24 protein-coding genes and 1 tRNA gene are annotated in these 25,800 nt (G+C 47.7%); 10 read left to right on the top strand and 15 right to left on the bottom strand.

The genetic code is table 11. The features are described 5' to 3' along the window. Positions 1-10 precede the first annotated feature (10 nt). Together ACYVEA_RS32935 and ACYVEA_RS32930 are read left to right on the top strand one after the other, a co-directional pair. A complete protein-coding gene (locus ACYVEA_RS32935; protein ID WP_461117628.1) occupies positions 11-1,513 on the top strand; it encodes a sensor histidine kinase in 1,503 nt (500 codons plus the stop codon). A gap of 23 nt (positions 1,514-1,536) precedes the next feature. Then, positions 1,537-2,214, top strand: coding sequence for a response regulator transcription factor (locus ACYVEA_RS32930; protein WP_461117627.1), 678 nt, complete (start codon positions 1,537-1,539; stop codon positions 2,212-2,214). 194 nt (positions 2,215-2,408) lie between these two features. Here ACYVEA_RS32930 and ACYVEA_RS32925 read toward each other — a convergent pair whose 3' ends face one another. The 6 genes from ACYVEA_RS32925 to ubiE all read right to left on the bottom strand — a co-directional run bounded on the left by ACYVEA_RS32925 (position 2,409) and on the right by ubiE (position 5,926). After that, positions 2,409-2,708, bottom strand: a complete 300-nt coding sequence (locus ACYVEA_RS32925; RefSeq protein ID WP_461117626.1) for a hypothetical protein — start codon at positions 2,706-2,708, stop codon at positions 2,409-2,411. A 321-nt stretch (positions 2,709-3,029) separates the two neighbouring features. Next, complete coding sequence (locus ACYVEA_RS32920; protein WP_461117625.1) at positions 3,030-3,368, bottom strand: LytR/AlgR family response regulator transcription factor; 339 nt, start codon at positions 3,366-3,368, stop codon at positions 3,030-3,032. Between the two features lie 178 nt (positions 3,369-3,546). Next, positions 3,547-3,765, bottom strand: coding sequence for a hypothetical protein (locus ACYVEA_RS32915; RefSeq protein WP_461117624.1), 219 nt, complete (start codon positions 3,763-3,765; stop codon positions 3,547-3,549). A 507-nt stretch (positions 3,766-4,272) separates the two neighbouring features. Then, positions 4,273-4,347 (bottom strand) — tRNA-Val (locus tag ACYVEA_RS32910). A 113-nt stretch (positions 4,348-4,460) separates the two neighbouring features. Next, complete coding sequence (gene porT / locus ACYVEA_RS32905; RefSeq protein WP_461117623.1) at positions 4,461-5,240, bottom strand: type IX secretion/gliding motility protein PorT/SprT; 780 nt, start codon at positions 5,238-5,240, stop codon at positions 4,461-4,463. After that, on the bottom strand, positions 5,177-5,926 hold the full coding sequence (ubiE, locus tag ACYVEA_RS32900) for a bifunctional demethylmenaquinone methyltransferase/2-methoxy-6-polyprenyl-1,4-benzoquinol methylase UbiE (RefSeq protein WP_461117622.1): 750 nt from the start codon (positions 5,924-5,926) through the stop codon (positions 5,177-5,179). The genes porT and ubiE overlap by 64 nt, the downstream gene beginning before the upstream one ends. Before the next feature lie 212 nt (positions 5,927-6,138). On the opposite strand from ubiE, the gene ACYVEA_RS32895 reads away from it, so the two are divergent. The 3 genes from ACYVEA_RS32895 to ACYVEA_RS32885 all read left to right on the top strand — a co-directional run bounded on the left by ACYVEA_RS32895 (position 6,139) and on the right by ACYVEA_RS32885 (position 9,602). Further along, a complete protein-coding gene (locus ACYVEA_RS32895) occupies positions 6,139-7,347 on the top strand; it encodes a dipeptidase (protein WP_461117621.1) in 1,209 nt (402 codons plus the stop codon). 178 nt (positions 7,348-7,525) lie between these two features. After that, positions 7,526-8,833 carry a Gfo/Idh/MocA family protein gene (locus ACYVEA_RS32890; RefSeq protein ID WP_461117620.1) on the top strand — a complete coding sequence of 436 codons (1,308 nt, stop codon included), beginning with the start codon at positions 7,526-7,528 and terminating at the stop codon, positions 8,831-8,833. Between the two features lie 226 nt (positions 8,834-9,059). After that, positions 9,060-9,602: an RNA polymerase sigma factor gene (locus ACYVEA_RS32885; protein ID WP_461117619.1), complete on the top strand. Its 543-nt coding sequence runs from the start codon at positions 9,060-9,062 to the stop codon at positions 9,600-9,602. 92 nt (positions 9,603-9,694) lie between these two features. Here the strand turns inward: ACYVEA_RS32885 and ACYVEA_RS32880 are convergent, their stop codons facing one another. Next, positions 9,695-10,699: a YpdA family putative bacillithiol disulfide reductase gene (locus tag ACYVEA_RS32880; RefSeq protein ID WP_461117618.1), complete on the bottom strand. Its 1,005-nt coding sequence runs from the start codon at positions 10,697-10,699 to the stop codon at positions 9,695-9,697. 189 nt (positions 10,700-10,888) lie between these two features. Here ACYVEA_RS32880 and priA point away from each other — a divergent pair, with 189 nt between their 5' ends. The 4 genes from priA to pyk all read left to right on the top strand — a co-directional run bounded on the left by priA (position 10,889) and on the right by pyk (position 15,621). Continuing rightward, positions 10,889-13,414, top strand: a complete 2,526-nt coding sequence (priA, locus tag ACYVEA_RS32875) for a replication restart helicase PriA (protein WP_461117617.1) — start codon at positions 10,889-10,891, stop codon at positions 13,412-13,414. 34 nt (positions 13,415-13,448) lie between these two features. Further along, complete coding sequence (locus ACYVEA_RS32870; RefSeq protein ID WP_461117616.1) at positions 13,449-13,679, top strand: hypothetical protein; 231 nt, start codon at positions 13,449-13,451, stop codon at positions 13,677-13,679. Beyond that, the gene (locus tag ACYVEA_RS32865) at positions 13,679-14,074 is read left to right on the top strand and encodes a type II toxin-antitoxin system VapC family toxin (protein WP_461117615.1); all 396 of its coding nucleotides are present in this window, start codon (positions 13,679-13,681) and stop codon (positions 14,072-14,074) included. Before ACYVEA_RS32870 ends, ACYVEA_RS32865 begins: the two co-directional genes overlap by 1 nt. 110 nt (positions 14,075-14,184) lie before the next feature. Then, the gene (gene pyk, locus ACYVEA_RS32860) at positions 14,185-15,621 is read left to right on the top strand and encodes a pyruvate kinase (protein ID WP_461117614.1); all 1,437 of its coding nucleotides are present in this window, start codon (positions 14,185-14,187) and stop codon (positions 15,619-15,621) included. A 189-nt stretch (positions 15,622-15,810) separates the two neighbouring features. Here the strand turns inward: pyk and ACYVEA_RS32855 are convergent, their stop codons facing one another. After that, on the bottom strand, positions 15,811-16,305 hold the full coding sequence (locus ACYVEA_RS32855; RefSeq protein ID WP_461117613.1) for a DUF5606 family protein: 495 nt from the start codon (positions 16,303-16,305) through the stop codon (positions 15,811-15,813). Between the two features lie 111 nt (positions 16,306-16,416). Further along, positions 16,417-17,061 carry a ribosome biogenesis GTP-binding protein YihA/YsxC gene (gene yihA, locus ACYVEA_RS32850; protein WP_461117612.1) on the bottom strand — a complete coding sequence of 215 codons (645 nt, stop codon included), beginning with the start codon at positions 17,059-17,061 and terminating at the stop codon, positions 16,417-16,419. Between the two features lie 193 nt (positions 17,062-17,254). On the opposite strand from yihA, the gene ACYVEA_RS32845 reads away from it, so the two are divergent. Then, complete coding sequence (locus tag ACYVEA_RS32845; RefSeq protein ID WP_093834009.1) at positions 17,255-17,740, top strand: thioredoxin family protein; 486 nt, start codon at positions 17,255-17,257, stop codon at positions 17,738-17,740. Positions 17,741-17,772: 32 nt separating this feature from the next. Here ACYVEA_RS32845 and ACYVEA_RS32840 read toward each other — a convergent pair whose 3' ends face one another. From ACYVEA_RS32840 to wecB, 6 genes are read right to left on the bottom strand one after another with little or no spacing between them, the layout of a single operon-like run. Next, complete coding sequence (locus ACYVEA_RS32840; protein ID WP_461117611.1) at positions 17,773-18,765, bottom strand: MraY family glycosyltransferase; 993 nt, start codon at positions 18,763-18,765, stop codon at positions 17,773-17,775. Next, positions 18,762-19,676, bottom strand: coding sequence for an NAD-dependent epimerase/dehydratase family protein (locus tag ACYVEA_RS32835; protein ID WP_461117610.1), 915 nt, complete (start codon positions 19,674-19,676; stop codon positions 18,762-18,764). Before ACYVEA_RS32835 ends, ACYVEA_RS32840 begins: the two co-directional genes overlap by 4 nt. Beyond that, entirely contained in the window at positions 19,673-20,890 is a 1,218-nt protein-coding gene (locus ACYVEA_RS32830) for a glycosyltransferase family 4 protein (protein ID WP_461117609.1), read from the bottom strand. The genes ACYVEA_RS32835 and ACYVEA_RS32830 overlap by 4 nt, the downstream gene beginning before the upstream one ends. Then, positions 20,853-22,496, bottom strand: coding sequence for a heparinase II/III domain-containing protein (locus tag ACYVEA_RS32825; RefSeq protein WP_461117608.1), 1,644 nt, complete (start codon positions 22,494-22,496; stop codon positions 20,853-20,855). Before ACYVEA_RS32825 ends, ACYVEA_RS32830 begins: the two co-directional genes overlap by 38 nt. Continuing rightward, the gene (locus tag ACYVEA_RS32820; RefSeq protein ID WP_461117607.1) at positions 22,493-24,661 is read right to left on the bottom strand and encodes a bi-domain-containing oxidoreductase; all 2,169 of its coding nucleotides are present in this window, start codon (positions 24,659-24,661) and stop codon (positions 22,493-22,495) included. Before ACYVEA_RS32820 ends, ACYVEA_RS32825 begins: the two co-directional genes overlap by 4 nt. After that, on the bottom strand, positions 24,636-25,796 hold the full coding sequence (gene wecB, locus ACYVEA_RS32815; RefSeq protein ID WP_461117606.1) for a non-hydrolyzing UDP-N-acetylglucosamine 2-epimerase: 1,161 nt from the start codon (positions 25,794-25,796) through the stop codon (positions 24,636-24,638). Before wecB ends, ACYVEA_RS32820 begins: the two co-directional genes overlap by 26 nt. Positions 25,797-25,800 lie beyond the last annotated feature (4 nt).

Raw genomic sequence — 25,800 nt, 5'->3', positions numbered from 1 at the left:
AGCTTTGTGTATGAACCGACGCATTCGTTCGATAGTCTGGCTGATGACGCTGTGCATCATCGGCATTAATGCGTTTCAGGGCTATTGGCTCTGGACAACGTATCATCTTAAGAGCCAGCAGTATAACCAAACGATGCGCGATGCGCTGTTTTCGGTTTTGCAGAATCGTCAGATAGTTGAGGCTAACCGCTTATTTGCCAGACAGGGCCGTGATAAGTCATTAAAGCCAACACGAACGATTATTCGCCAGTTTGACGGTACTACCAACCGGGAGCAGATTCAAGTTATTGTAAGCGAACCCGGCCCCCCATTAAGCCCAAAGCGAACGCATAAACCGGCCAGGCGTGCGATAACCGTTGATGGTCTTTACCCGCGGCTGTCGCTCGGCCCGCCAGGAATAGATACACCGCTATTCGAATCGCCCGATACGCTTGCCCGTCGAATTTCAACGCTGTTGCTACTCGACTGGGCCGAAGGGACACGGATTAATTTGACTAAGTTGACAGATGCGTATCGGGCTGAGCTTCTTCAACGAGGCTTAAACCCTACGTTTAACTTTGATACGCTGAGCGTTCAGCCTCAAAAGACGGCCAAAAATGGACTGGTTCGTCAATGGGGTGCACCCTCCACGTCGAATGATAGTCCGAGTGTGTTGAATAAGTTAGTTGTGCCTATCAATCCGATTCGGAATCTGTTTGCCCAGGTGACCTTCGAAACGCCAACGTTCTATTTGCTCCGTCGAATGGGCTGGTTACTGGGCGGTTCGGTGGTACTAATATTGTTAACGACGGGTAGTTTTCTATTTATGCTGAGCACTATTCTACGTCAGAAGAAGCTGTCGGAAGTGAAAAACGACTTTATCAACAACATGACGCATGAGCTGAAAACACCTATTGCCACCGTAACGGCAGCCGTGGAAGCGTTGCAGCATTTTGGCGCGCTGGATAACCCGAGGAAAACGCAGACCTATCTGGCCATTTCACGAAACAACCTGCAACGCCTTGCCGATCTGGTCGAAAAAGTGCTGAATCAGGCCGTCGAAGAAAAACGCGAACTATCGCTTCATCCCGAACCGATAAACCTGAACGATATCGTAGCGGATTTAGTGACGAGCCATCAGTTGAAGGCACCCAAACCCATTACGTTCCAGGTCAACATACCGGCGCACACCCTGGTGAGCGTTGACCGCGTTCATTTCGGAAATGCGCTCAACAACCTGATTGACAACGCGATTAACTATTCCAGTGATCGCGTAACTATCCAACTAACGTTCCTGAAAAACGTAGCAGGCTGGCAACTGTCGGTAACTGACAACGGCATTGGTATCGCCAGAACGTATCAATCAGCCATTTTTGAGCGATTCTTTCGGGTTCCGACGGGCGATTTGCACCCGGTAAAAGGCTTCGGGCTGGGGCTTTCTTATGTTCGCCAGGTTGTTGAACGGCACGGCGGTCGCATTTTACTACGTAGTGAGCCCGGGAAAGGAAGTGAGTTTAGGCTTATATTTTCATAAAACAGTAATGATCTACTACGTATATGTCCACTGTTTTGCTGATTGAAGACGAACCGGCACTGGGAATGATTGTGAAAGACAGCCTTGAAGTGCGTGGCTTTACGGTACGGTATGCAACGGATGGCGAGGTCGGTTTGGCCATGTTTCGGCAGGAGCGGCCCGATATTGTTGTGGCTGACGTTATGATGCCGAATCTGGACGGGTTTTCGGTGGCACAACAGATTCGGCAGACTGATGCTGATCTGCCGATTCTGTTTCTAACAGCTCGTTCGCTAACAACCGATGTAGTCCGTGGTTTTGAATTGGGCGGCAATGATTACCTCAAAAAACCATTTAGTCTGGATGAATTGATCGTACGGATCAATGCGCTCCTTCGACCGAATTCACGATCGGGGGGTGAGAAGTCAGCCTGGGTACGTATTGGTCGGTATCAATTCGACGCCCCCAAACAAAAGCTTTCGCTTAACGGTTGTGACGTGCTCTTGTCGCATCGCGAAGCCGAACTGTTACGGCACCTTTACGAGCAGCGGAATCAGGTGCTGGAACGGAACGCCGTCTTATTGGAACTTTGGGGCGACAACAGTTTTTTCAATGGCCGTAGCCTGGATGTGTTTATCACCAAACTCCGTCGCCACCTCCGCGACGACCCATCCATACAGATTGTCAATGTGCGCGGGATAGGTTATAAGTTAATTGTGTAACTATTTCTAAACTGGTCGAGCCAGCTTGTTAACAGCATTATAGTTACGGTAGAATAAAATCGGGCAAGAAACTTGCCAAAACAAGCTAGAATTAGTCAACGCACAAACCTGGGAAAATACAATACCTTCTACAACTTTTGAGATTGATCCATTTTTATCTTGACGAAGCTTCCATAAAAAATATCGGGATTCAACTAGTCCAAAGAGTTTATCAGGAGCTGCTTTAGCTCGATAATGCGGGTCTCCAGGTGAACCAAGCTGCTACCTGATGGGTGAAGCTGATCCAATAGGCCTGCTATTGAATCGAAAAGGTCTTGGCTGGGAGCTTGCTGTCCGATCTGACCTAGACAAACCCGCATCTGCGGCAAGACGGACTGTAAGCCGGTGACATTACGACTAACCATGTCCTGGTAGAGTTGACGGTCAGCCGTTGAGAGCCGCTTATCCCGGAGCACATGGACCGCCCAGTGAATAGCACTCCAGGTATTACTCAAACTATGTGAAAGAAGGCGTAATTGATCTTTAGATAAGGAGTTCACTATTTCTGATGTCTCCCCACTTGACTCCTTGACTCTTCCCATAACCTACTCCTTGTGTTTATTCTACTTACGTGTTGATTTATCCTGAAATTAGCAAGAGCGATTAAATTCGGATTTGGAAGCTCGTTCCAATTAGCTCCAAACCATTTAGCCAATACATATTAGACCTAGGTGGAAGTAGTATATCCGTCATTCAGCATACCGATAGCTGGGCGAGTTTGAACCTTGGTGGCATATAGAACGAGTAAAAAACTCGTGAGTAAAGACAAGGCTAAATTAAGTACGATCTAGTCGAGCCAGCGTTTGAATCATTCGACGGCGGGATACCAGTAAACACAGCCCATTGGTTAGTTTTAAATAGATCACTTTGGCCTCTTCCCGAATGATTTGGTCAACATAATTTGGATTGACCATCGTGGATTTACTGATGCGAATGAAGTGGGGGAAGAGTTCTTCAAAGCGTTTTAAAGTCTGACTGACCAACAGGGGTTTTGAACTACCCTGTAGATGTATAATGGTATAATTGCCATTGCCCTCAAGCCGACAGATGAGCCCGGTATTCTGGAGGTGGCGGTAGCCTGGAATGCGTAATGGAGTATCTTGGTGAGAGGTCATGAATTGAAGTAGCGAGTCGACGCTTAGGGGTTGAGTATCATTTTAGTTACTGGTCAGGCTAGCCAGTCTTTCTCTTAGGGCCCACTAGCCTGACTAAGTGGACTGGCTGGATCACTAGTAAAGATGAATCAGCATTCTGAAGCAATTCTGTAGAATTGATTGGTGGCAACTCGTTCATTTATAAAAGGCGCATTCTGAGTCGCATGAAGCGAATCCCTAGAAAAGTATAGAAGCCTAGAGCACCTGTTTCAAGAAAGGCCTCCAGATGATTCCGTTCATAGACGCCTGTTTTGTAGTCCTGTACCCAATCAATGAGGGCTGTACAGTAGCCAGCAAAGCAGGTTAAACTGCCGATGGCCAGTAGGAGAGCAAAGAGGGCTTGACGCCTGTTTCCCATAAGTAATGTGTGATGTATTTAACTACTTATTAATAAGCCGATTTTCATTACTTAGTAACAAGTCATTTGTATAGACAGTGATACTACCTAAGAGTTTAACGAATGTTTTCTTGTCACGACTAAACAGGATTAGACTCGTTATAAATCATCATAAAGCTCAATCAATATAATCGCTAGCTGCACCAGTTGATGATGCAGGTGGACTGGTTGTAAGATAGGGAATAGGTTGACCTGCTTATCAGGTAGGCTTAGTGCCGGATTCTGACACTTTTGATCTGTCGGGATTACCCATTGCCACATTAGCGTCGCGGCTAGGAGTAGTGTTAGCCGGAATGGGTATGCTGGGTTACTTACACTAGCTAAGTGATAGAACGACGAGTAACCACAGTGATGTACGGCTGAAATATTTCACTGGTTGACCAATTTGGTCTAACGTGTCAATATCTATATTGTACACCAATAAAAAACCACTTACTGCTTTTACGCTGTAAGTGGTTGATAATCAGGTGGGAGTTGACGGGTTCGAACCGCCGACCCTCTGCTTGTAAGGCAGATGCTCTGAACCAGCTGAGCTAAACTCCCTTTCCTTGTGTTTGGGAGTGCAAATATAGGTAGCTAAACTATCTTTATGCAAGCCCAAGTCAGAAAAAAACTGAAGTTTTTTGCAAATGTCTGATACCCAATGATTGGGCCAGCTATTCGAAATTCAAATACAAGGTAAATGAATGCGTTGTTAGTCGGTTGATACCAATGCCCGCCGAATTAGTAGTGGGTTGATAAAGATTAATGAGACCATGTGAAAAACGAAGTTCGGGAGCAAACTTGAAAAATTCGAAGAACTGATCAAACCCGATACCATATTCTATCGCAAAATCCATGGTGCCCATACTGAGCCGACTGGCACCTATGGCTTCTTTTTTGCGTACGTTACTTTCAATGCTGAATGTCCCCCCTGCCAATAAATACATACGGGAGTTGTTACGTCGTTCCGATTTATATTTCAGTAACACCGGAAGATCAATCCAGGTAGATTCCCGAAGTTCGGTTTTTGACGCGCTGTTGGGGTAATCATACGTTATTTCGCGACTGAGCAGCGAAACCGAAGGTGTCACCCGTAAATCGAAGCGGTCATCCAGGTAAGCATTGATGAGCAGACCCACCCGAAAAGCCGGTCTGTTGGGTGAATAGATTCGGTAAGCCGAATCAGCATTCAGAAACGACGGGCTGTGACCGACACTGAAACGAGTAACGGGAGCCGCAAAGAAAAAACCGTAGTGAATCGTCTTATCATCGTAGCGTTCAAGGTGCTTACGAACATATTTGTACGATGTTTGAGCCTGGCTCTTCAGAGCCACTGTACTGAGTATAAGGGTTAGACCAAAATACACCGAATACTTGGAAAAGAGACGTATCAGGACTCGGCCAGCTTGTGGCCTATGTAGATTGATGCAACGCCGAAGGTGAGCGGTATCCATTTGGTGTTGGTAAATCCTGATGCTTCATAGATCCGTAGAAAGTTGGGACCGTCGGGAAATGCCTGCACAGATTCGGGCAGATACGTATACGCCGACGCGTCTTTGCTCACTACACGCCCAATAAGCGGCAGGATGGTACGGGAGTAAAAACTGTATACTTGTTTAAACGGAAACTGGCGCGGGTTTGAGAATTCCAGCACTACACACACGCCACCAGGACGTGTTACGCGGTGCATATCAGTCAGTCCTTTGAGCAGATTCTCGAAGTTGCGCACACCAAACGAAACGATGACAGCGTCGAATTCATTGTCTGCAAAGGGTAAACCTTCTGAATCGCCCGCTCGCATGTCAATAATTTGGTCTACACCACGCTTTTTCATCTTCTCCCGGCCAATGGCCAGCATACCCTCCGAAATATCGACACCAACGATTTTTTTAGGGTGCAGCGCCAGAGCTTCAAGGGCGAAATCACCCGTTCCACTGGCCACATCTAAAATGGTTTGGGGAGCAAAAGACGGTGTCTTTGATGCCTTGAGTTCACGAATCGCCCGTTTGCGCCATAGAATGTCAATACCACCACTCAATACGTGGTTGAGTAGGTCATATTTTGGCGAAATAGAATCAAACATCTCCGCGACTTGGTCACGCTTGGATGTGTCTTTGTCTTTGTAAGGGACGACGGCCATGTTTAAAGAACGAAAGAATGAAAGAGCGAAACCGGGTTGTCGGCATAGAGCAAATAAAAAGGCGATTAGTAAACGCTCTTTCCTTCTTTCGCTCGTTCGCTCTTTTACAAAGGTAGTGCGATAACAGTCTGTTGTTGGCGAAAGTTTGGCATTTCGTTGGGCAATGCGTAGTTTCGACTTAGTGTCATTCTCTTCATACAACCTGATTCACTATGTCTCCCTTCATTCTTGCCACTATGCTGGCTTTGAGTTCTTTTACAACTCAGTCACCCGCTGATGATGACCCGATTGTAAAAAAAGCCCGCAAAATCCATAAACAGGTGCTGACCCTCGATACGCATGCCGATGCACCGATCATGATGCAGCAGCCCGGTTTTGATGTTGGGGTGGCGCATGATACCAAACGGGACCAGTCGCAGATTGACTTTCCGCGGATGAAGCAGGGAGGCATGGATGCTATGTTTTTTGCCGTGTATACGTCACAGGGGCCACGTACTGATTCGGGTCATGCCGAAGCTAAACGGAATGCTCTGAACCAGTTTGACCTGATTCATAAAGCCCTGAAAAAATATCCGAATCTGGCCGAGTTAGCTACGTCGCCTGCTGATGCTTATCGAATTAAGAAGGCGGGCAAGCGGGCGGTCTTTATTGGTATGGAGAATGGGTATCCAATTGGCAATGATTTGTCTATGCTTAAAACGTATTACGATCTTGGTTGCCGCTACATCACGCTCACGCACTTTGCCAACAACCTCATTGGCGATTCCTCGACCGATCCAGACGGCCCGATGTACGGCGGTTTGAGCGACTTCGGCAAGAAAGTTGTGCCTGAAATGAACCGGCTTGGTATTCTGATCGACGTATCGCACGTGGCCGACAGTACGTTCTATGATGCCTTAGCGTTGTCGAAAGCGCCCGTTATTGCTTCACACTCCAACTGCCGGGCCTTGTGCGATTTTCCGCGTAACATGACCGACGACATGATCAAGGCTATTGCTGCTAAAGGGGGTGTAGTCCAGGTGAATTTTGTGAGTGATTACCTCAAAAAGCCATCTGATGCCCATCGGGCCGCTAAAACTAAAATACGGATGTCGCGGGTAGGCAAGGTAGCCACACCAGATATGGAAACTCGTATAGCCGCTCAAAGCGATTCAGTATCGAAACTCTATGCCTCGGAACGGGCCAGTTTGTCGGACATTGCAGACCATATTGATCACATCGTTAAACTGGTTGGGATCGATCATGCGGGCATCGGTAGTGATTTCGACGGGGGCGGTGGTGTTAACGGACTCGAAGACGTAAGCCAGATTGAGAATCTTACGGCTGAACTCGTTCGTCGGAAGTATTCCGAAGCGGATATTGCAAAAATCTGGGGAGGTAATCTGCTACGTGTGCTGGGACAGGCTAAGGTGACGCAGTAACTGTCATGACAAAAATTTATTTCTATTCGTTGCGCCTGCTCATAGAGAATTGACATAAAAAATCTCTTTCAACTGGCCTGAGAAACTGACGGTAAAAATACAGCGCGTTCAGCTTTAACGTAGTAAAGGCCAATTTACGGGTCTGTTAACGTTATAACCGCTAATCTTGCTTTTGCCAATGAATCGCTCCGACTTTCTGAAAACGTCTGCTCTTGCTGGTGCTTCGCTCATTACTGATCCCGTCCAAGTCCGGGCATTTATTACCCGTCAACCGGCTCAGAAATACCGTACGGCAGTGATTGGGACGGGCTGGTGGGGTGGTAATATTCTGCGCTGCGCGGTGCAGGCAGGCCAATCGAAAATCGTTGCGCTCTGTGACGTAGACACACGTCAACTTCAAAAGACCAGCGATGAACTCAGCAAACTAACTTCTGATAAGCCTAAGCTTTACCGAGATTATCGGGAAATGCTGGCGACCGAAAAACCCGAGATTGTTATTGTTGCCACGCCCGATCACTGGCATCCACTTGCGGCTATTGCGGCCATGAAAGCAGGCGCGCATGTGTATGTTGAGAAACCAATTTCGCACACCATCAATGAAGGCAAGGCGATGGTAAAAGCGGCTCGCCAAACAGGACGCATTTGTCAGGTTGGCATGCACCGGCGTGTATCGCCCCACAACGTATCGGGCATGGAATTTCTGAGATCGGGCAAGGCGGGGCAAATTGGCATGGCCCGGGCCTTTGTGTACTATGGTGGTGGAGCCGGTCAGCCCACGCCCGATGGTGACGCCCCCAAAGAAATGGACTGGAACATGTGGTGCGGACCCGCCCCGTTGCGAGCCTATAATCCGGCCATGCATCCCAGAGGCTGGCGTAATTTTCTAGATTACGCCAATGGTACCCTTGGTGATTGGGGTATTCACTGGATGGATCAGATTTTGTGGTGGACGGACGAGAAGCATCCACGAAAAGTTTATTCCACTGGCGGTCGGCCTATTAAAAAAGACAGTACCGATGCGCCTGATCATCAGGTTGCTACATATGAATTTGAAAATTTTACGGCTATTTGGGAGCAACGGGCATTCGCTGGCAATATGGCCGAGAAGACGCATCCACAGCAAGCTGTAGGTGTTTACTTCTACGGAACGGAGGGTACGTTTCACATGGGCTGGCTCGATGGCTGGACTTTCTACCCGTCGGACCCGAAAAAGCCCGTTATCCATCAGGAACCTCAACTCAATAAACCTGACGATCAGAATATCGCGCAACTTTGGGATAACTTTCTCGATAGTATTAAAACCAATAAATTGCCTATCTGCGACATCGAAATTGGTCATCGCTCTACGAATATGGCCCTTCTTGGTATGTTATCCATGAAACTCGGACGTAGCGTTGAGTGGGATGGGAGTCAAATTCCTAACGATCCTGAAGCCAATAAACTGCTTAGCCGAGCCTACCGGGGCGAATGGCAGTATCCGACTTGAAGTATAAGAGCTCCGCGCCGGAACGACGCGGAGCTCTTGTACCTATTAGTACTAATTTATACATACTTCAAGGTATGTTGATAGAAAATAGTCGTAAAAGTGAATTTTAATATACTATTTTATTTAGTTGTTAAATTAGAGAGGAATTTTAATAAAATATAACAAATAAATCATTAACTTATTAGTAAGTTTACGAATTATTACAAACTTAAACTTATTCATTTCTGTGAAGCTTATACTCACTGACGAAGAAATGATTCGTCATTACCTACCCAATCAACCGGACCAATGTTTTGGAGCACTTTACGAGCGCTATGTAGGCAAGGTTTACCAGCGATGTCTGCACATGACTAAAGACACCGAAAAAGCGCAGGACTTCACACACGACATATTCATTAAAGCATTTGACAAACTAGATGCTTTTCAGGAGCGCTCCAGTTTTTCCACCTGGCTTCACTCAATTGCCTATAACTACTGCTCAGATCAACTACGCCTGGCTAAACGGTTTACTACGATGAGCCTCGATGAAAACCTCGAGCAGAATTTACCTGATTCCAGAGAAGAAGCCAGGCAGGAAGAAACACTTCAGTTGTTCCAACGAGCCTTTGCCAGCCTTTCTCTTCAGGAGCAAACCTTATTGAGATTAAAGTATGAAGAAGGCGTTAGCGCTGAAAAAATTGCTCAAATCTATAGCCTAAAGCTCAGCGCGGTGAAGATGCGAATCAAACGGAGCCGGGAGAAATTACAACGACTGTGTATGATTGAGTAAGCGAACTGACTGCTGGATAGGCAATGGCTGACCAACGTAGCAGTCAGGCACTAATCAACTGTCAGGCCATCTCAGCGATTGAAGGAAATGGATCAAATCCGCTGAATTAGCTCCGCTACCTTGTGAACTTCCCGGCCCATAATATGGTCAATAATGGCCTGCGCATGTTCACGACCGTTCTCAATAAAAACTTTCTCCGTATAAATTCCGGCCATTACGGTACCACACACGTATAAGCCCGGCACTGTAGTCTCAAAATTCTCTTTGTTGTAGACAGGAACCTGCGTAGCCGGGTCAAGCTCAATTCCGCAACGACGTAGTAACTCAGCATCAGGAATATAACCCGTCAGTACGAACACAAAATCGGCCGACAATTGGCTTTCTTCGCCCGTTTTCAGGTTGTTGACCGTTACCGTTTTTTCGTCGATGTGTGTTACACACGAATCAAACACCGTTTTTATTCGGCCTTCTTTCACCCGGTTTTTCACATCCGGCACAAGCCAATATTTGACCGTGCTACGGAAATCTTCACCCCGATGCACAATCGTAACGTTCACATCGTGCCGGTACAGCTCCAGCGCTGCTTCGACTGCCGAATTTGATGCGCCAATGATTACTACGTTCGTAAACGAGTATTTGAACGGTTCGTCGTAATAATGCGAGACGTGCGGCAGATTTTCGCCCGGAATATTGAGCCAGCGTGGTCGGGTAAAATAGCCTGTGGCCATAATTACCTTGTGAGCGTAGTATTGATCACCAGCTTTGGTATTAACAACGAACACGTCACCCTCTTTCTGAACATCCCAAACTTCCTGAAATAACTTGAAATTCAGGTGATAGTAGGCTGCTGTTTTTCGGTAATATTGAAGAGCCTCATTACGACCCGCTTTTACATCCGAAATAGCAAATGGTAATCCGCCGATTTCAATATTTTCGGCCGTTGAGAAAAAGCGCATCCGGCGAGGGTATTGCCGAATAGACTCCGTCAGGCTGCCCATTTCCAGAATCAGATGACTTAGCCCCGCTTTAGTGGCTTCGATACCAGCAGCCAGTCCACAGGGGCCACCGCCAACAATAATAACGTCGTAAACTTGCATGATTGTAACGCGGCTGAAAACCCGTGCTTTATACCTACAGATGGTGGGTTTTCACCCACGCTACATTTCTAACAGTCATAAAGGGCTCAAAGGTTTAATTGAAACTACCTTTTTTGCCAGATCAGGAATTCGCCGGGACAACGAGGGGTTTTCCGTATATTTACCTGACGTACCGCCCGTCTTTCGTCCGTGGAAAACCAGATCTATTCACTCTTTTCATCAACAGACGTCGAGGAAGTAACCTTCTTCGCCGACTTGATTTTACCAATTCCCGTACCGAGGCTGTTCACGTATAGGGTGCCCCGTGGAATGGCCGAGGTACTCAAAATTGGCGCCAGAGTCATTGTACCCTTCGGTAAAAACAATGGTCGCGTGCTCACGGCGGTCGTAGCGAGACTCCATAATTCTCCACCAACAGCCTATCAGGCACGGTATATCAGCGAAGTTTTGGATGAATATCCCTTAGTAACGGGCTATCAATTAGAGCTTTTCAGGTGGATGTCGGAGTACTATATGTGTTGCATTGGCGATGTCATGAACGTAGCGTTGCCATCGGGTCTGAAGATTTCGAGCCAGTCGAAAGTGCAGTTCAACCCCGATTTCGACTATCCTGAACTCCTTACCGAATTTGAAGCAACCTTATTGACCGAACTCAAAAAACAGTCGGCGCTATCTTATGAGGAGCTAGGTCGGTTGGCGGGGGCCGGCAGCAACGTACCGGCGCTCATTAAATCGCTGGTGGGCAAGAAAGCCGTCATTGTGTTCGAGGAGGTCAAGGAAAAATACATTCCCAAAATGGTGCGAAAAGTACGTTTGCACCGCAATTATGAAGAACGAGAGCAATTATTAGTCCTGCTGAATCGGCTGGAAAAACTGCCTAAACAGCAGGAAGTGGTAATGCGTTATCTGAGTCACGTTCCCATGCAGCGCAACCCGGAGCTGAACCAGAAAGGACTGGATAAAACCATCCTGAACCAGGATGATGAGCTTTCGCAGTCATCCCTGACGACACTCATTAAAAATCAGGTTTTCGAAGCCTTTGAGATTATTCAGCCCCGCTTCTCGGACAACCTCGCCCCACAAGCCGAAATTCGGCTAACCGATAGCCAACGTTCAGCGTCACTGCAGGTTATGGCGCAGTTCGAGAGCCAGAATATTGTGCTCTTACATGGTATTACGGGCAGTGGTAAAACAGAAGTATATATCGATCTGATTCAGCAAGCCCTGGCCGGCGGTTCGCAAGTGCTTTACTTACTGCCCGAAATTGCGCTGACCACGCAGATCGTGGTCCGTTTACAGCGCGTTTTTGGCGATAAAATGGGGATTTATCATTCCAAATTTTCAGATAATGAGCGCGTTGAGGTCTGGAAAGGGGTCGTATCCGGGCAGTATCAGTTTGTGGTTGGTGTGCGGTCGGCGGTATTTCTGCCCTTCGACAATCTCGGCTTGATCATCGTCGACGAAGAACACGAAACCAGCTATAAGCAACACGACCCGGCACCACGTTACCACGCCCGTGACGTAGCAATTATGCTGGCTCACTGGCAGCAGGCCAAAGTGTTGTTAGGATCAGCCACGCCCTCACTCGAAACCTATTATCAGGCTAAACACGGGCGATATGGCCTGGTGGAATTATTCCAGCGTTTCGGCGATGCTACATTACCCACCATCACATTGGTGAATACCCAGCAGGAGAAAAAGCAGAAATCGATGAAAAGTGAGTTTTCGTCCGCTTTGCTCAACGCGCTGGAGATGAACATGGCCCGCAAAGAGCAAAGTATTCTGTTTCAGAACCGACGGGGTTACTCGCCCTACATGCAGTGTGAAGACTGCGACTGGACCGCCGAATGTCCCAACTGCGCCGTCAGCCTGACGTATCACCAGCGCGACGCCGAATTGCGCTGCCATTATTGCGGCCATAAAGACGCGGTTCCCCGAATCTGCCCAACCTGTGGCTCCACCAAAGTTAAAACGATTGGCTTCGGAACGGAGAAACTGGAAGATCAGTTGCAGATTTTCTTTCCGCAATCACGGGTGCTACGTATGGATTTAGACACCACCCGCGCCAAAAATGCCTATCAACAAATTATTCAGGAATTTGAAGGAGGTCAGGTTGATATTCTGGTTGGTACGCAGATGATTACTAAAGGATTAGACTTCGACAATGTCAGTTTAGTCGGCATTTTCGATGCCGACCGGCTTATTCATTTTCCTGATTTTCGGGCTACTGAGCGGGCCTTTCAAATGATTACCCAGGTTAGTGGACGGGCCGGACGACGAGCCGGACGACAGGGTATTGTACTCATCCAGACCAGCAATCCGCAGCAGCCGATTTTGCAAAAAGTGATCGAAAACGATTACAAAGGTTTGTATGAAGAGGAAATCCAGGAGCGTCAGAATTTCAGCTATCCACCTTTCGTGCGACTTATTAAACTGACGGTTCGGCACGCGGATAAAGCAATCAGCCATCGGGCCGCCGAACGTCTTGCTGCTGAATTAACCGACGCGCTGGGCAGCAGTCGCGTATTAGGGCCCGAAGAGCCCCTGGTCGAACGTATCAGAAACCAGTTCCTGTTCGATATTCTGGTTAAAATTGAGCGTGATAAAGTAAATGTAAAAGCGGTAAAAACGTACATCCAGGATCGCATCAACGACATTCTAACCGACAAAGGGCTACGGCAAGTGAGTATCGTAGCTGATGTGGATTGTTTATGAGCATTTTACGTTATTGCTAAAAAAACCTACAACTATGTTAGCCACAGTAACCGGAACGTATCGAAATGGACAGATTATCCTCGATGAGGAACTGCCCGTGAAAGATCACGATGTAAAAGTGATTGTGACATTGGTGGAAGAATCAGTCGAAAGTCTGGAAAAGCCTAAACGCCAGTTTGGACGCCTAAAGGGGACGTTTATCCACCCGTATTGGTCATCGAAGGAATTTAATGACCCCCTTGATGACTTGAAAGAGTACATGTAATGAAGATACTACTGGATACCCAGGCCTTAATTTGGGTACTTAATGACTCGGAGCGGCTTACATCGACTGCCCGTAAGTTCATACAGGAAGCCGATGATGTATATGTAAGTCCAATCAATTTTTATGAAATCGCAATAAAAATTACACTAGGCAAAGACACCGGAATTAAATGGCCAATGCATGAAATCATACAGGAGGCCTTATTGTCGAACTTTGTCTGGTTACATGTGTCAGCTAATCATATTGAAGCTTATACCCGTCTGCCTCTTTTTGCCCAACACCGTGACCCTTTCGACCGGATGATTTTAGCTACAGCCCTTTCTGATGATTTAACAATCGTTTCGTCAGACCATAATTTTCCGCTTTATAACGAGCTGGTCAAAACCATTTGGTAGCAGTAACATATTACTCTTCCGTAAAATTTCCGCAAAAACCACCGTATATCCTGCCATCCGGTTATTTTTGCACCGGCTTCTGGCCGATTTTGCCCAATTTTCCCCGTCCTATGTCTAAGAAAACCAAGATCGTAGCCACCATTGGCCCCGCATCCGAAACGAAAGAACAATTGCTGGCATTAGCCAAAGCAGGAGTAAATGTTTTCCGACTTAACTTCTCTCACGGTACGCACGAAGACCACCTGATGCGGCTCACTCGCATCCGCGAAATCAATGAAGAGTTTAACCTGAACCTCTGCGTATTACAGGATTTGCAAGGTCCCAAAATTCGCATTGGTAACGTCGAAAATAAAGATGGGGTAACGATTGTGCCCGGCCAGGAACTTGTCTTCACCAACGACGATATTATTGGCACTTCCGTGCGTGTTAGTACGCCCTACAAGAACATGTACCGGGATGTCCATCCGGGTGAGCGTATCCTTATGGACGATGGAAAGTTAGAAGTACGTGTTCTCCGGACAGAAGGGACCGACGTTGTTACAGAGGTGGTATATGGTGGCTCCATGAAGTCGAAAAAGGGCGTGAACCTGCCTAATACGAAGGTATCAATGCCTGCCGTAACCGAAAAAGACTGGGCTGATCTTGAGTTTGGTCTTGAACATGATGCCGAATGGATTGCCTTATCGTTTGTGCGGGAAGCCTCTGAAATTCTTGAAATTAAAGAATATATCAAGTCGAAAGGCAAGAAAAGCCGCGTTATTGCCAAAATTGAAAAACCCGAAGCCATCCAGAATATCGACGAGATTATTGCGGCTACGGATGGACTGATGGTTGCTCGTGGCGACCTCGGCGTTGAGCTACCCGCCGAAGAGGTGCCCATGATTCAGAAGATGCTGGTGGAGAAATGTAACAAGGCTGCGAAACCAGTTATTGTGGCTACGCAAATGCTGGAGAGCATGATCGACGCGCCCCGTCCGACCCGTGCCGAAATCAACGACATTGCCAATTCGGTGATGGATGGAGCCGATGCGGTTATGCTTAGCGCCGAAACAGCCTCGGGTAAATACCCGATTCTGGCCGTTGAAGCGATGGCAAACACGATCTTGCAAGTCGAGACAACAACCGACAAGATTTACTATCGCTACCACGCTCATGTTAATGAACAGCCCAGCGAGAACGTCATCAATGACAACGTAGTGATGAGCGCCTGCCGACTAGCTCGCGATACCCACGCCAGAGCGGTTATTGGTATCACAAATTCAGGTTACACCGCCGTTCGCTTGTCGCACCACCGCCCCAAAGCTGATCTGCTGGTTTTCTCCAATGATTCGCAACTGCGGAATACACTCGGTCTATACTGGGGTGTTCAGGTTATGCCGTATGAGCCTGATATCACGCTGACAGTCGATCAAACAGTGGAAGGGATCAAACAGATACTTATTGGCCAGGGTAAACTGGTTTCTGGTGATATTTTCATTAATACGCTCAGTATGCCTCTGACCCAGTCTCGCCGGACGAACACGGTGAAATTAAGTACCGTAGATTAAACTAGTCAACAGGCGGTAGTCAGGCATTGTCAGGACTAAAGGCTATAAACTGACGTTTCCTGAATACCGCCTGTTTTGAACATCTAAAAAGCCGCGAAACCAAGGGTCATCGCGGCTTTTCCGTTCTCACTGAAAATGAAGTACTTTAGCTTTCTAGGTGAATTTGACAGGTCATCCAGACAAACTTTTTTATGCTTTTTCCGTTTTCGACTCTTCGGCAGCGGGTGCTTCTATATCGGCTACGTCTTCGGTTTTTTCTTCTTTAGTCTCCTCAGCTGTCACCTCAAAAATTTCGGGAGCGTATTGGCTTAGGATGCCATACCAGCTGATAAGCTTTTTAATATCAGTTGTGCGAACACGTTCACGATCATAGTTCGGAACGACCGACGCCATAAAATCAGCTAGTTGGTCATTCGTTCCTTTGGAATCGATTGGTAACGTATTACTGTATTTATCGTTAATTACTTTCAGTACATCGCCGAGTGATATGGATTGCTCCTCGCTATCGTCATCAACGTAAATTGAAATATCATTTAGAACCGATACGCGAGCCGTTGGGCCCATCATCGTTTTAGCTTTTTTTTCGTCTAACGACTCAACAATAACGCCAGAACGGCCAGGTTTAAGAATTCGATAAAGGCCGCTATAACCAGCAACGTTGGCAATCTGTTTTAATGCTTCCATAGAGGTACTGTGTAAATTGGTAACGCCCGTTTTGGCCGACGTATTGCCTTTTTAATGGTAAAAGAGCGAAAGAATAAATAGAATCGCCAAAACGAAAGGGATAGGACGCTTTCAGCTTTTCGTTATATTCCAGCGATCTGGCTTCACTTTATTGTTCTTTTTATATTCCTCATTTAACGGCCGGATAAATGCCAGAATGTCTTCACGACCAGCGGCTGTAATAGCCGATGTTATAAAAAATGGTGGCATTTCTTCCCACGTCTCGAGCAGTTTAGCGCGATACGTATCAATAGTGGCCTGAAGTTTTGTCGGGCCAAGTTTTTCAGTTTTCGTGAACGCAATGACGAATGGTAACCCTCGCTCCCCTAAATTAGTCATGAAGTCGAGGTCGAGTTTCTGAGGCTCGATCCGGGCATCAACTAGCACGAAAATACACAACAGGTTTGGTCGGCTTGTCAAGTATCCGTCGATCAAAGCCGCAAATTTTTCTCGATCTGTTTTGCTTACCTGGGCATATCCATAGCCAGGCAAATCAACTAAATACCATTCATTATCAATAATAAAATGGTTGATTAGCTGGGTTTTACCCGGTTTCCCCGAAATCTTGGCCAGCGATGAGCGTCCCGTTAGCATGTTAATCAGGGACGATTTGCCAACGTTAGAACGCCCGATGAATGCATATTCCGGCCGGTCAGGTTTGGGGCATAATGCCGGATCAGAATTACTAACAAAAAATTCAGCTTGTTTAACAGGCATGGCAGTGTTAACTAAAATGGTCTCAAAGTTCGGAAAGATTACGCAGAATGGCACACTGTTTGTAACTTGCCATTTCGAATCTATCCGTTAATTATGTTTGGCAAACAGGCATCTGACGGAAACGAAAATTGCCTTCTGGTACGTTATACACACGAAAAACCACTAAAAAGACCACCGGTACGCCGGTTTGACTATGAAAAAAGTATTTTTTCTATTGACTACCTTACTTGTGGGATTTGGTTTCGTCCCGACTAATGCCGCGTATCCGTCAACAACATTGAATCACATTGGCGATGATAAGCGTTCTCCCAAGGAAGATGCCGAGGGCATTCAATTTACCGAGACATCCTGGAAGGAGATTTTGAAGAAGGCAAAAGCCGAGAAAAAGGTGATCTTTTTAGATGCTTATGCGAGCTGGTGCGGCCCCTGTAAGATGCTTCAGAAAAATGTATTCACGAAAAAAGCTGTTGGTGAATTTTACAACGGTAAATTCATAAACGTGAAAATGGATATGGAAAAAGGCGAAGGCCCGGCTCTATCGCAGGTATATCCGCTCGAAGCCTACCCAACGCTGTTGTTCATTGATGCCAATGGCCGCTTGTTGAAAAAGGTTTTGGGCTATCAATCGCCGGAATCACTGATTGCCATTGGCAAGAGTGTTAAAGGAGCAGCCATGTAATACGTTGCATTTCAACACAGAAAAGGGTCGGTTTAGCTAAACCGACCCTTTTCTGTGTTGAACTCATTCATCAGCCACTTCTTTAGGCTAATATACAGACTAATCAATATGCCTAAAATCAATCCTGTCAGCATTAGTTGAGCTGTTAACGACCAATCGCGTGCACTTAAGACAAGGACGTTAATACCAACCTGAACGAGCGCATATAAGCCAGATACGCGTAAATGAGACCACCCGTGTTGATGAACGAGCAACTGAAATAAATGCAATCGATGTGCCTGAAAAACGGATTGACCGAGGTAAAGCCGGTGCATGATTGTCAGGACACTATCCACGCCATAGACCGCTAAAAATAATATCAACAGATACGTATGGCTTTGGTTGATCGCAGTCAGTAAGGCATACAGACAGATGAATCCCATAGAAATGCTACCGACATCACCGGCAAAGCAGATAGCTTGTCGGCGCGCGTTGAAATAGCTGAAAATAAGCAAGGCAATAAATACGCATGGGAGCAACGAATCCGCTACATTACCCGGCCTTGTCTGGCTCTGCCGATACCAAAGCGTTCCAATTGTAACAAGGCTGTAAAAGGCAGTCATGCCATTAATGCCATCCATGAAATTGTAGGCATTCAGGCTACCAACGCCAATTAGAAGTAAGCCAAGAAATACCCAGTAATAGTCAGGGAATACGCCCGTTTGCATTAGCAACAGGCTCATTGCACTAAACTGCGTGATGATCCGGGAACGAATGGATCGGGAGTTAAGGTCATCCCAAAAGCTAATCAGCGCAACCGCCGTCAGGCCAATGAAGAAGTAAGGCTGGTTGAGTTTATCGACTGAAACAGCCACCAAAGCCGCCAGATAGAAGATAATCCCTCCCGATTGGATCGTAACAGGGCTGGTATGCGAACTGCGTTCGTTAGGCCTATCAAAAAGATTGAAATGCCGGGCTATTCGGAGATATACCAACTTTATACCAATTAACAGGGCTGCCAGAAGTATGTAGCCGACTAAACTCATCTAAATACGTCGAGCACAGGACGTGAATGCCAATCCAGTTGTTTGCGGGCCAGTTCGTCAGAAAAAGTGAGCGAGTGAGTCAGCTTTTGCAAGGCAATTGAGTCGAGCGGAAAGCGATGGCCTACGAGCGCATTGATTCCATCGCCAGCATACGCCAGGGCCTTAGCCAGGTCGAGCGGAATAATCAACCGGGTTTTCTTACCAGCCTGTCGGGCTATAGACTCTTCTACTTCACGAACACTGGGGTGATAGCCGTCCGTAAGGTTAAATATGCCGCCAACCTCTGCCGCACGGATAATTACAGCCGCTACGTCATCGGCCCGCACCATGCTTCGTCGGGCCGAACCAGTGCCCATATGGACGTAGTAACCACGTTTGATAGCCTTGATCATGGTGGACAGATTTCCTCTGGGATTTTCGGCAACTACCAACGGTAGACGTAGTATAGCCAAACGGACACCGTTACGTTTGGCCCAGGAACGTACCACATCTTCGGCCATGATCTTACTTAGACCATAGGCATCCTTAGCGTCAAGTGGCGTCATTTCTGTGAGCGATTGCCCTTCTGAGCGTCCATAAACGAGTACCGTACTGATATGAACAAACGATTTAGGCAGGATCGGCGATCGCTCCAGCATGTTCAGGAGCCTACTAATTCCGTATACATTTACCCGTTCATAATCAGCGCGTTCTATTACGTTACGGGGAACCGCGTGGGCTTTCCCCGCGGAATGAATGATGATGTCGTACGGCTCTGGAAGAAGCACAGGCCTAGCTTGAGTTAAGTCACAGTGGATATGCCGATTACTGACTACTGTTCGACCCAGCGTCGTAACGGTATGTTGCTGGATAAGTTCTCGGTAAATTCGACTGCCTAAAAAACCCGACGCACCCGTTAATAAAGCGTTCATAGCGTTTTGACGAGTTGTTTACGGCTTGATTTAGTCAGCGTTTCGAGCATTTGCCGGGCGAGTTGCTGACTTATTGCCCTCCGCTGAAAACGCGCTCTAAAACCCGCTCTGCCCTGCGTTCGGTAAGGAGTTTCGCGCAGTTGCCTAACCAAATCCACTACGTCGCCGGGGTTGAACAGAATACTGTTTTCGAGTTGCTCCTGCACAAACGAGGCTGCATAACCCGCTACGCCAGCGACGATCGGCTTGTCTGTCGCGCCTAATTCAAAAAATTTCGACGGCAACACCCGCTTGAAAGCTTCCAGATCATCAAGGTGGACAAACAGGTAATCGGCCTTTTGGTATTCGACCAATAATTCTGACTGGGTGACAGGATCATACAGGTCAACATTTGTGACCTTCTCCAACTGAATAGCTTTCTCCAGCTTTCGCCTGGCTGCGCCCCCACCTCCAAAGACGACAAACCGATAGGTAGCGCCCAGCAGGCGAGCCGCTTGTGGAATAACCTTATGCAGGGCCTGCCCTTCCCCGATATTTCCCGCGTAAAGCAAGGTTCGAATAGATGAACCTGGATAGGGCTGGCTGGGAGGGATGCTCAAAAACACATCGTCAATGCCATTTGTGAGATAGCTAAACGTAGCTAGGGGATAGGATTTGAAATAAGACCGGAATGCCTCAGACACTAAATTTATATGACTGGCATAACCAAATGTATAGCGTTCGACAGCACGCAAAACCGGATTTAGTAGCGCCCGAACGCCAGAGTTCCTTAGCTTTTCCAACATCACTTCACGAAATAGATCGCGGATATCTAAAAACAGAGGAGTTTGGTATTTCCTGGCGATGAAAGCTCCTAAAAAGGCAGTGGCCAAACGAGATGACGAAGCCACAACCAGTTCGTATCTGTGATTTTTTGTAAGCCGATAAGCAGCCCATCCGTACACCATAAAAGACCATATCTGGCTTAATTGACCATTTCCATGCCTGGGAATCCTGATGCGTTCAGTTGTAATCAGGCAATCACCATTGCTACGTCTTTCGTAGTCGGAAATAGCTGGCTTGAACGATTCGTACCGGTTAGGCTTGGTTGTAACAACCTGAATATGGCTGTTCTGGGGAAGTTGGCGAGCTAGTTCGTCCACCGTAGCTGTGTTCCGAAAGGCGCCGGGCCCAATATCAGGTGCGAAGTAAAACGTTAGGTAGAGGATTTTCATCCAGTAGATATATCGTGGTTTCTAATTGATCATCAAACACGACTTCTACGCATTTTCCCGTCAGTAGGCGATTAAAGCCGTCAGCCATATCGTACCTTGTGACGAGAAAATTAAAATTGGTTACTGACGAGAAACTTATTTTTATCGGTCCCGCCATAACTACGTTATCCACACGATCTATCTGAATAGCTGGATGGAAGTATAAGCGGGCAACACCCGCCCGATTTGTCTTAGAATCAGTACGTTCCAACAGACGATCCGTTATACAGATCTTCGTTTCTTCGACAGACCACGTCCGCTGGTGAATGACATTATCGCGTTGATAACCATCATGAGAGGCCATCAGCCTACTTTCTGTGTCTTGTTGCACTTTTACCCGTGCCCGACGACCAACGCGAAAACCAGCCCATACCTCAGATGAGTTAATACGGTTCACCTCAACGGTATTGTGAGCAGCTGTGCTTCTTTCCCATGTCCGACGTTGACCAAGCTGGTACGTCGAGGCTGAGTTATCCACAATTATGGGAGAGTTATCCACATTTAATAGAAACGAGAAAGTGTCCGCGTGGGCATGTCCAGGCTGATGGTCAGGTCCAATTGACCCTACATTCACCATTAATTCGTATCGATCCTGTCGAAAAAACCGGTAGCCGCTTTCTGCTTCTAAGGTTGATACTGTAGCAATTCTGGAAGCAGTAAACTCCGCAGGCGATGGCACCAGCCGCCCTGCCTTCTCTCGCAGTTGTCTCGTCGTGGGAGCAACACCGGCTGTCGAATCATTGACCATCGGTACATCGCCATGGCGGAACGTAACGGCTTCGAGCCAATTGAGCATCTGACTCGCCTTCTGATTTAGAAAAGCAAGGAGCGTATCCTCTTTGTGCCAGCGATCATGTTGCAGAGCCAGCAGCACCGTCAGCAATCTGTCAAGAAGAATCTGGTGATACATTGGACTACGTTCGTAATGGCAGCCATCGGCTAAAAGCTGTGCGGTTAGTTCGGTACGAACAAGATTTGCCGCCAAACGAAACCATTTTTCGTGCCGGAAATACAAAGCGCCGATGAGCCATGAAAAACCATTTTCGAGTAGGTGATTTCCGGATAAATGATACTCTAATCGGTGGCTGAGCAGATGGATTTGAGCAAACAAATGGCGGTTAATCGCAGGGTCATGAACCTGATTCCGGCTTAGGAACGCCACCCAATTTATAATCCGTAGCGAAGTAGGGTAGGGTTCCAGCCCATCCCGTACTGTATTGGTCTGACTTATGAAATCCTGAATCAACGCCAGTCCAGCTTCGGCCGTCATGCCTGGTTGATTCAGGAAATCGAAGTAATTGAGGTGATATGTCCAGAGTTTGCCATTACCCGAAAAATTCCAGTCAATTCGGTGTGGAAAAGATTGGCGCTGATTCAAAAACGTAAATATCCCATTCTGCCATGACGCCACCTTATCAGCATCGGGTATAGTCAGAAAATAGCCCTGGGGTTCGACTTCAGGAAAGCGTAAACGAGCGCGTCTCCTCAGGCGAGTAAGTACTTGATAGACTATCTGCCGAAGGGTCAGATGCCGCACAGTTCGCCAAAGTAGACCTGGGTTAGTCATGTTGCTACGTTGCTTTGCGACATCCCGATACCGGCTACGTCAACCCAGCGATCTTCCCGCAAACTGTGTAAAGCCGCCAGTGTCGTTTGAGTCGTGTTAACGCTATCGGCAAAAGGAAGTAGTGATTGCTTTTTCTCATCGCTACGTAGCTGTTCAATCAACCGCTTCATCTGCTCGTTGTGCCCCTTATCCTGCTGACCGGATTGGCTTGAGAATCCGCGGAATCCGTAGCCCGTTAGCTGGCGAAAGTTGTCCAGAATCAGGGTTCGCCCCTGCGAGTAAACTTCTACACGCTCTTTAGCGTAGGCTTTACTGCCATTGCTGAAATAATTAATTACACCCGTTGCACCATTTTCGTAGCGCAGAAGCATTGACGCCGAATCGCTCGTTTCGGCCGGTTGCCATCCCATTGCGTTCATACAAACACGCGCGACGGTGCTTCCCGTAAGATACGTGATCAGGTCTACGAAATGGCAGGCCTCGCCCAGAAGACGTCCACCCCCAATCGCTCGGTCATGTACCCAGGAACTGGCGTCAACAAAACCCGCATTGACGGTCACGACTACGTTCATCGGTAGCTCATCTGACCTTGTTCCACCCAAAAGTGACTTCATTTTTTGCGCATGGAGTGAAAACCGACGATTGAATCCAACCCATACCATTCGACCCGACGTCTGTTGAGCGTCAATGATTGGAGCCATCTCATGCTCATAAATAGCCAGCGGTTTTTCTACAAAAACGTGCTTCCCCACTTGCAGCGCTTCGATAACCAACCGGGCATGACTGTTGTGTCGCGTCGTGATGACGCACAAATCAACGGCGGGGTCATCCAGTATCTGTCGATAGGCTGATGTGCTTTGGCTAACGCCATATTTTCTAGCCAGCAACGTAGCATTTAGCCCGCTAGCGCTAGCGATGATTTTCAGGTTTGCCCCTGATGCTTTCAGCGCTGGCAGCAGCGTAGCATCCGTAAAATTTCCCGCGCCAATAATACCGACCGTTCCTGAACTTCGGCTATAGACGGGGTCACGCAGGCGAATTGTTGGACTCAGATCAACTTGATCCGGGTAGCTGAGTAGCGCGGCAATTCGATGCGACGCTTCCAGAGATCCATAAATTGTGTTGTATTCTGCAAACGGAACCTTATCACTAATAAGTGGTTTTACGTCCAGTTGGCCGGTTGCCATGAGCCGTAGGATTGCGTCAAAATTGCGGTTTTCGGTCCAGCGCACATGGGCTATTGGGTAATCGCGACCCTGTTGCTCGTAGGCATCATCATACCGGCCGGGTCCATACGAGCACGACACCTGAAATGTCAGTTCTTTCTCGTAAAACTCCGCCCGATTCAGCGTCAGTCCGACAACGCCAATTAGCACAATCCGGCCCCTTTTGCGACTCATTTGAGCTGCCTGGGCTATAATTTCATCGGTAGACGACGAAGCTGTGATGATCACGCCATCAACACCAACACCATTCGTACTTGATAAAACTCCCGCTACGGGATCAGTGCCAGTAGTAGGATTAATCGTAAAAATTCCCTTTTTCTCTGCTAGCTGGCATTTGGCTTCGTCTATGTCGACACCAATCACCCGACATCCGTTGATACGTAGCAAATCCGCCGTTAACAAGCCAATTAGCCCCAGGCCAATGACAACGACAGTTTCGCCCAGTGTAGGATTCAGTAACCGAATACCCTGCAAGCCAATAGCGCCAACGATTGTAAAAACCGCGGCCTCATCCGGCACATTGCCGGGTACTGGGGCGACCAGATGTCGGGGTACACAAACAATTTCGGCATGTGGGCCGTTGGACGCCACCCGATCACCGATGCGCAAATCGGTAACGCCATCACCCAGGGCCAGCACCGTACCGACGTTGCAGTAACCAAGCGGTATCGGCTGGTTGAGTTTCCGGAATACGGCTTTCAGCGTGGGTATTGCCCCATCTGTTTTCACTTTCTCAAGCACCTGCTTCATTCTCTCTGGTTGCTGCCGGGCTTTGGCAAGTAAACTGGCTCGTCCAAATTCAACCAGCATTCGTTCCGTCCCTAAGGATACCAGCGACAGCCGGGTCTGAATCAGCACCTGGCCTGGCCGTAGTTGTGGCGCCGGTACGTCTTCGAGTCGGGTTTCGCCCGTTTTAAGGTTCTGTATGAGTTGTTTCATGGTTTTGGAATACAGAGCCTTTAAGCTGTGAGCCGCTGCACATCTGTGTGGCATACAGGATCTCCGCAATACGTTCAGCGGTCTTTCCGTCCCACAAAGGCGGGACTATACCCGGTTTAGTACGTCCGTCCAGGATCTCGGTCACTTTTCGACGTAGTGTATCAGGATTCAAATCGGCCAGTAGCTGATTGGTGCCAAGTTCGATCGTTACGGGCCGCTCGGTCGAGTCGCGAAAGGTTAGACAAGGGACCTGCAAATAGGTGGTTTCTTCCTGAATACCGCCCGAATCGGTAATGACGAGCGAGGCATGTTCCATCAGATTCAGGAATTCCAGGTACCCCTGCGGTCCCAGCAGCCTAACATTCGGTATTGCAGTTAATTGACCCATCAAGTCAACATTCAGCAGGCTTGCGCGGGTTCGCGGATGAAGCGGGAACACTACGGTTTGGCGCAATGCCGTCTCACTCAAAATTTGCAAAATGCTACGCAGTCTGGCTTCATAATCTACATTGGCCGGGCGATGCATGGTTAGCAGAACATACTTTTTGGCGCGAACGCCAAGATCACTACTAACCTTTAACTCATTAGCTTTCTGGCGATACCGCACCAGTGAGTCAATCATCACGTTGCCAACAAAATGAATTTTTTCGTCGGTAACACCTTCACGACGGAGGTTATCTATGCCAGCTTGTTCAGTCACGAATAGCAAATCTGATAGCTTATCCGTCTCGATTCGGTTGTATTCTTCGGGCATTCGTAAATCTCCCGAACGAAGTCCCGCTTCAACGTGTGCCACACGTACACCCATCCGGGCGGCCACCGATGCACAGGCGAGGGTACTCGTTACGTCGCCCACAACCAACACCCAGTCGGGCTGTTCGCGCGTTATGACCTTCTCGAATGTGAGCTCGATTTCGGCCGACTGTTCAGCCGACGTTCCTGGGCTAATACCGAGATGATAGTCTGGTTTGGGCAGATCGAGTTGCTCGAAAAATACATCACTTAGCTGAGTATCGTAGTGCTGACCCGTATGAACAAGTTTGGATTCAATGCCTGGATGCGCTAAAAACGCCCGATGCAAAGGAGCCACTTTTACAAAGTTTGGACGTGCCCCGACAATGCTTATGATTTTCATGGGT

The sequence above is a fragment of the Spirosoma jeollabukense genome (genome assembly GCF_054777855.1).
The sequence above is the reverse complement of the archived record's forward strand: the minus strand, read 5'-3'. Positions and strand labels throughout refer to the sequence as shown.

Bases quoted from the DNA above. Each gene is read 5' to 3' on its own strand.
- ACYVEA_RS32935 (WP_461117628.1), top strand. From the start codon at position 11: ATGAACCGACGCATTCGTTCGATAGTCTGGCTGATGACGCTGTGCATC.
- ACYVEA_RS32930 (WP_461117627.1), top strand. From the start codon at position 1,537: ATGTCCACTGTTTTGCTGATTGAAGACGAACCGGCACTGGGAATGATT.
- ACYVEA_RS32920 (WP_461117625.1), bottom strand. From the start codon at position 3,368: ATGACCTCTCACCAAGATACTCCATTACGCATTCCAGGCTACCGCCAC.
- ACYVEA_RS32915 (WP_461117624.1), bottom strand. From the start codon at position 3,765: ATGGGAAACAGGCGTCAAGCCCTCTTTGCTCTCCTACTGGCCATCGGC.
- porT (WP_461117623.1), bottom strand. From the start codon at position 5,240: ATGGATACCGCTCACCTTCGGCGTTGCATCAATCTACATAGGCCACAA.
- ubiE (WP_461117622.1), bottom strand. From the start codon at position 5,926: ATGGCCGTCGTCCCTTACAAAGACAAAGACACATCCAAGCGTGACCAA.
- ACYVEA_RS32895 (WP_461117621.1), top strand. From the start codon at position 6,139: ATGTCTCCCTTCATTCTTGCCACTATGCTGGCTTTGAGTTCTTTTACA.
- ACYVEA_RS32890 (WP_461117620.1), top strand. From the start codon at position 7,526: ATGAATCGCTCCGACTTTCTGAAAACGTCTGCTCTTGCTGGTGCTTCG.
- ACYVEA_RS32880 (WP_461117618.1), bottom strand. From the start codon at position 10,699: ATGCAAGTTTACGACGTTATTATTGTTGGCGGTGGCCCCTGTGGACTG.
- ACYVEA_RS32870 (WP_461117616.1), top strand. From the start codon at position 13,449: ATGTTAGCCACAGTAACCGGAACGTATCGAAATGGACAGATTATCCTC.
- ACYVEA_RS32865 (WP_461117615.1), top strand. From the start codon at position 13,679: ATGAAGATACTACTGGATACCCAGGCCTTAATTTGGGTACTTAATGAC.
- pyk (WP_461117614.1), top strand. From the start codon at position 14,185: ATGTCTAAGAAAACCAAGATCGTAGCCACCATTGGCCCCGCATCCGAA.
- ACYVEA_RS32855 (WP_461117613.1), bottom strand. From the start codon at position 16,305: ATGGAAGCATTAAAACAGATTGCCAACGTTGCTGGTTATAGCGGCCTT.
- yihA (WP_461117612.1), bottom strand. From the start codon at position 17,061: ATGCCTGTTAAACAAGCTGAATTTTTTGTTAGTAATTCTGATCCGGCA.
- ACYVEA_RS32845 (WP_093834009.1), top strand. From the start codon at position 17,255: ATGAAAAAAGTATTTTTTCTATTGACTACCTTACTTGTGGGATTTGGT.
- ACYVEA_RS32840 (WP_461117611.1), bottom strand. From the start codon at position 18,765: ATGAGTTTAGTCGGCTACATACTTCTGGCAGCCCTGTTAATTGGTATA.
- ACYVEA_RS32835 (WP_461117610.1), bottom strand. From the start codon at position 19,676: ATGAACGCTTTATTAACGGGTGCGTCGGGTTTTTTAGGCAGTCGAATT.
- ACYVEA_RS32830 (WP_461117609.1), bottom strand. From the start codon at position 20,890: ATGAAAATCCTCTACCTAACGTTTTACTTCGCACCTGATATTGGGCCC.
- ACYVEA_RS32825 (WP_461117608.1), bottom strand. From the start codon at position 22,496: ATGACTAACCCAGGTCTACTTTGGCGAACTGTGCGGCATCTGACCCTT.
- ACYVEA_RS32820 (WP_461117607.1), bottom strand. From the start codon at position 24,661: ATGAAACAACTCATACAGAACCTTAAAACGGGCGAAACCCGACTCGAA.
- wecB (WP_461117606.1), bottom strand. From the start codon at position 25,796: ATGAAAATCATAAGCATTGTCGGGGCACGTCCAAACTTTGTAAAAGTG.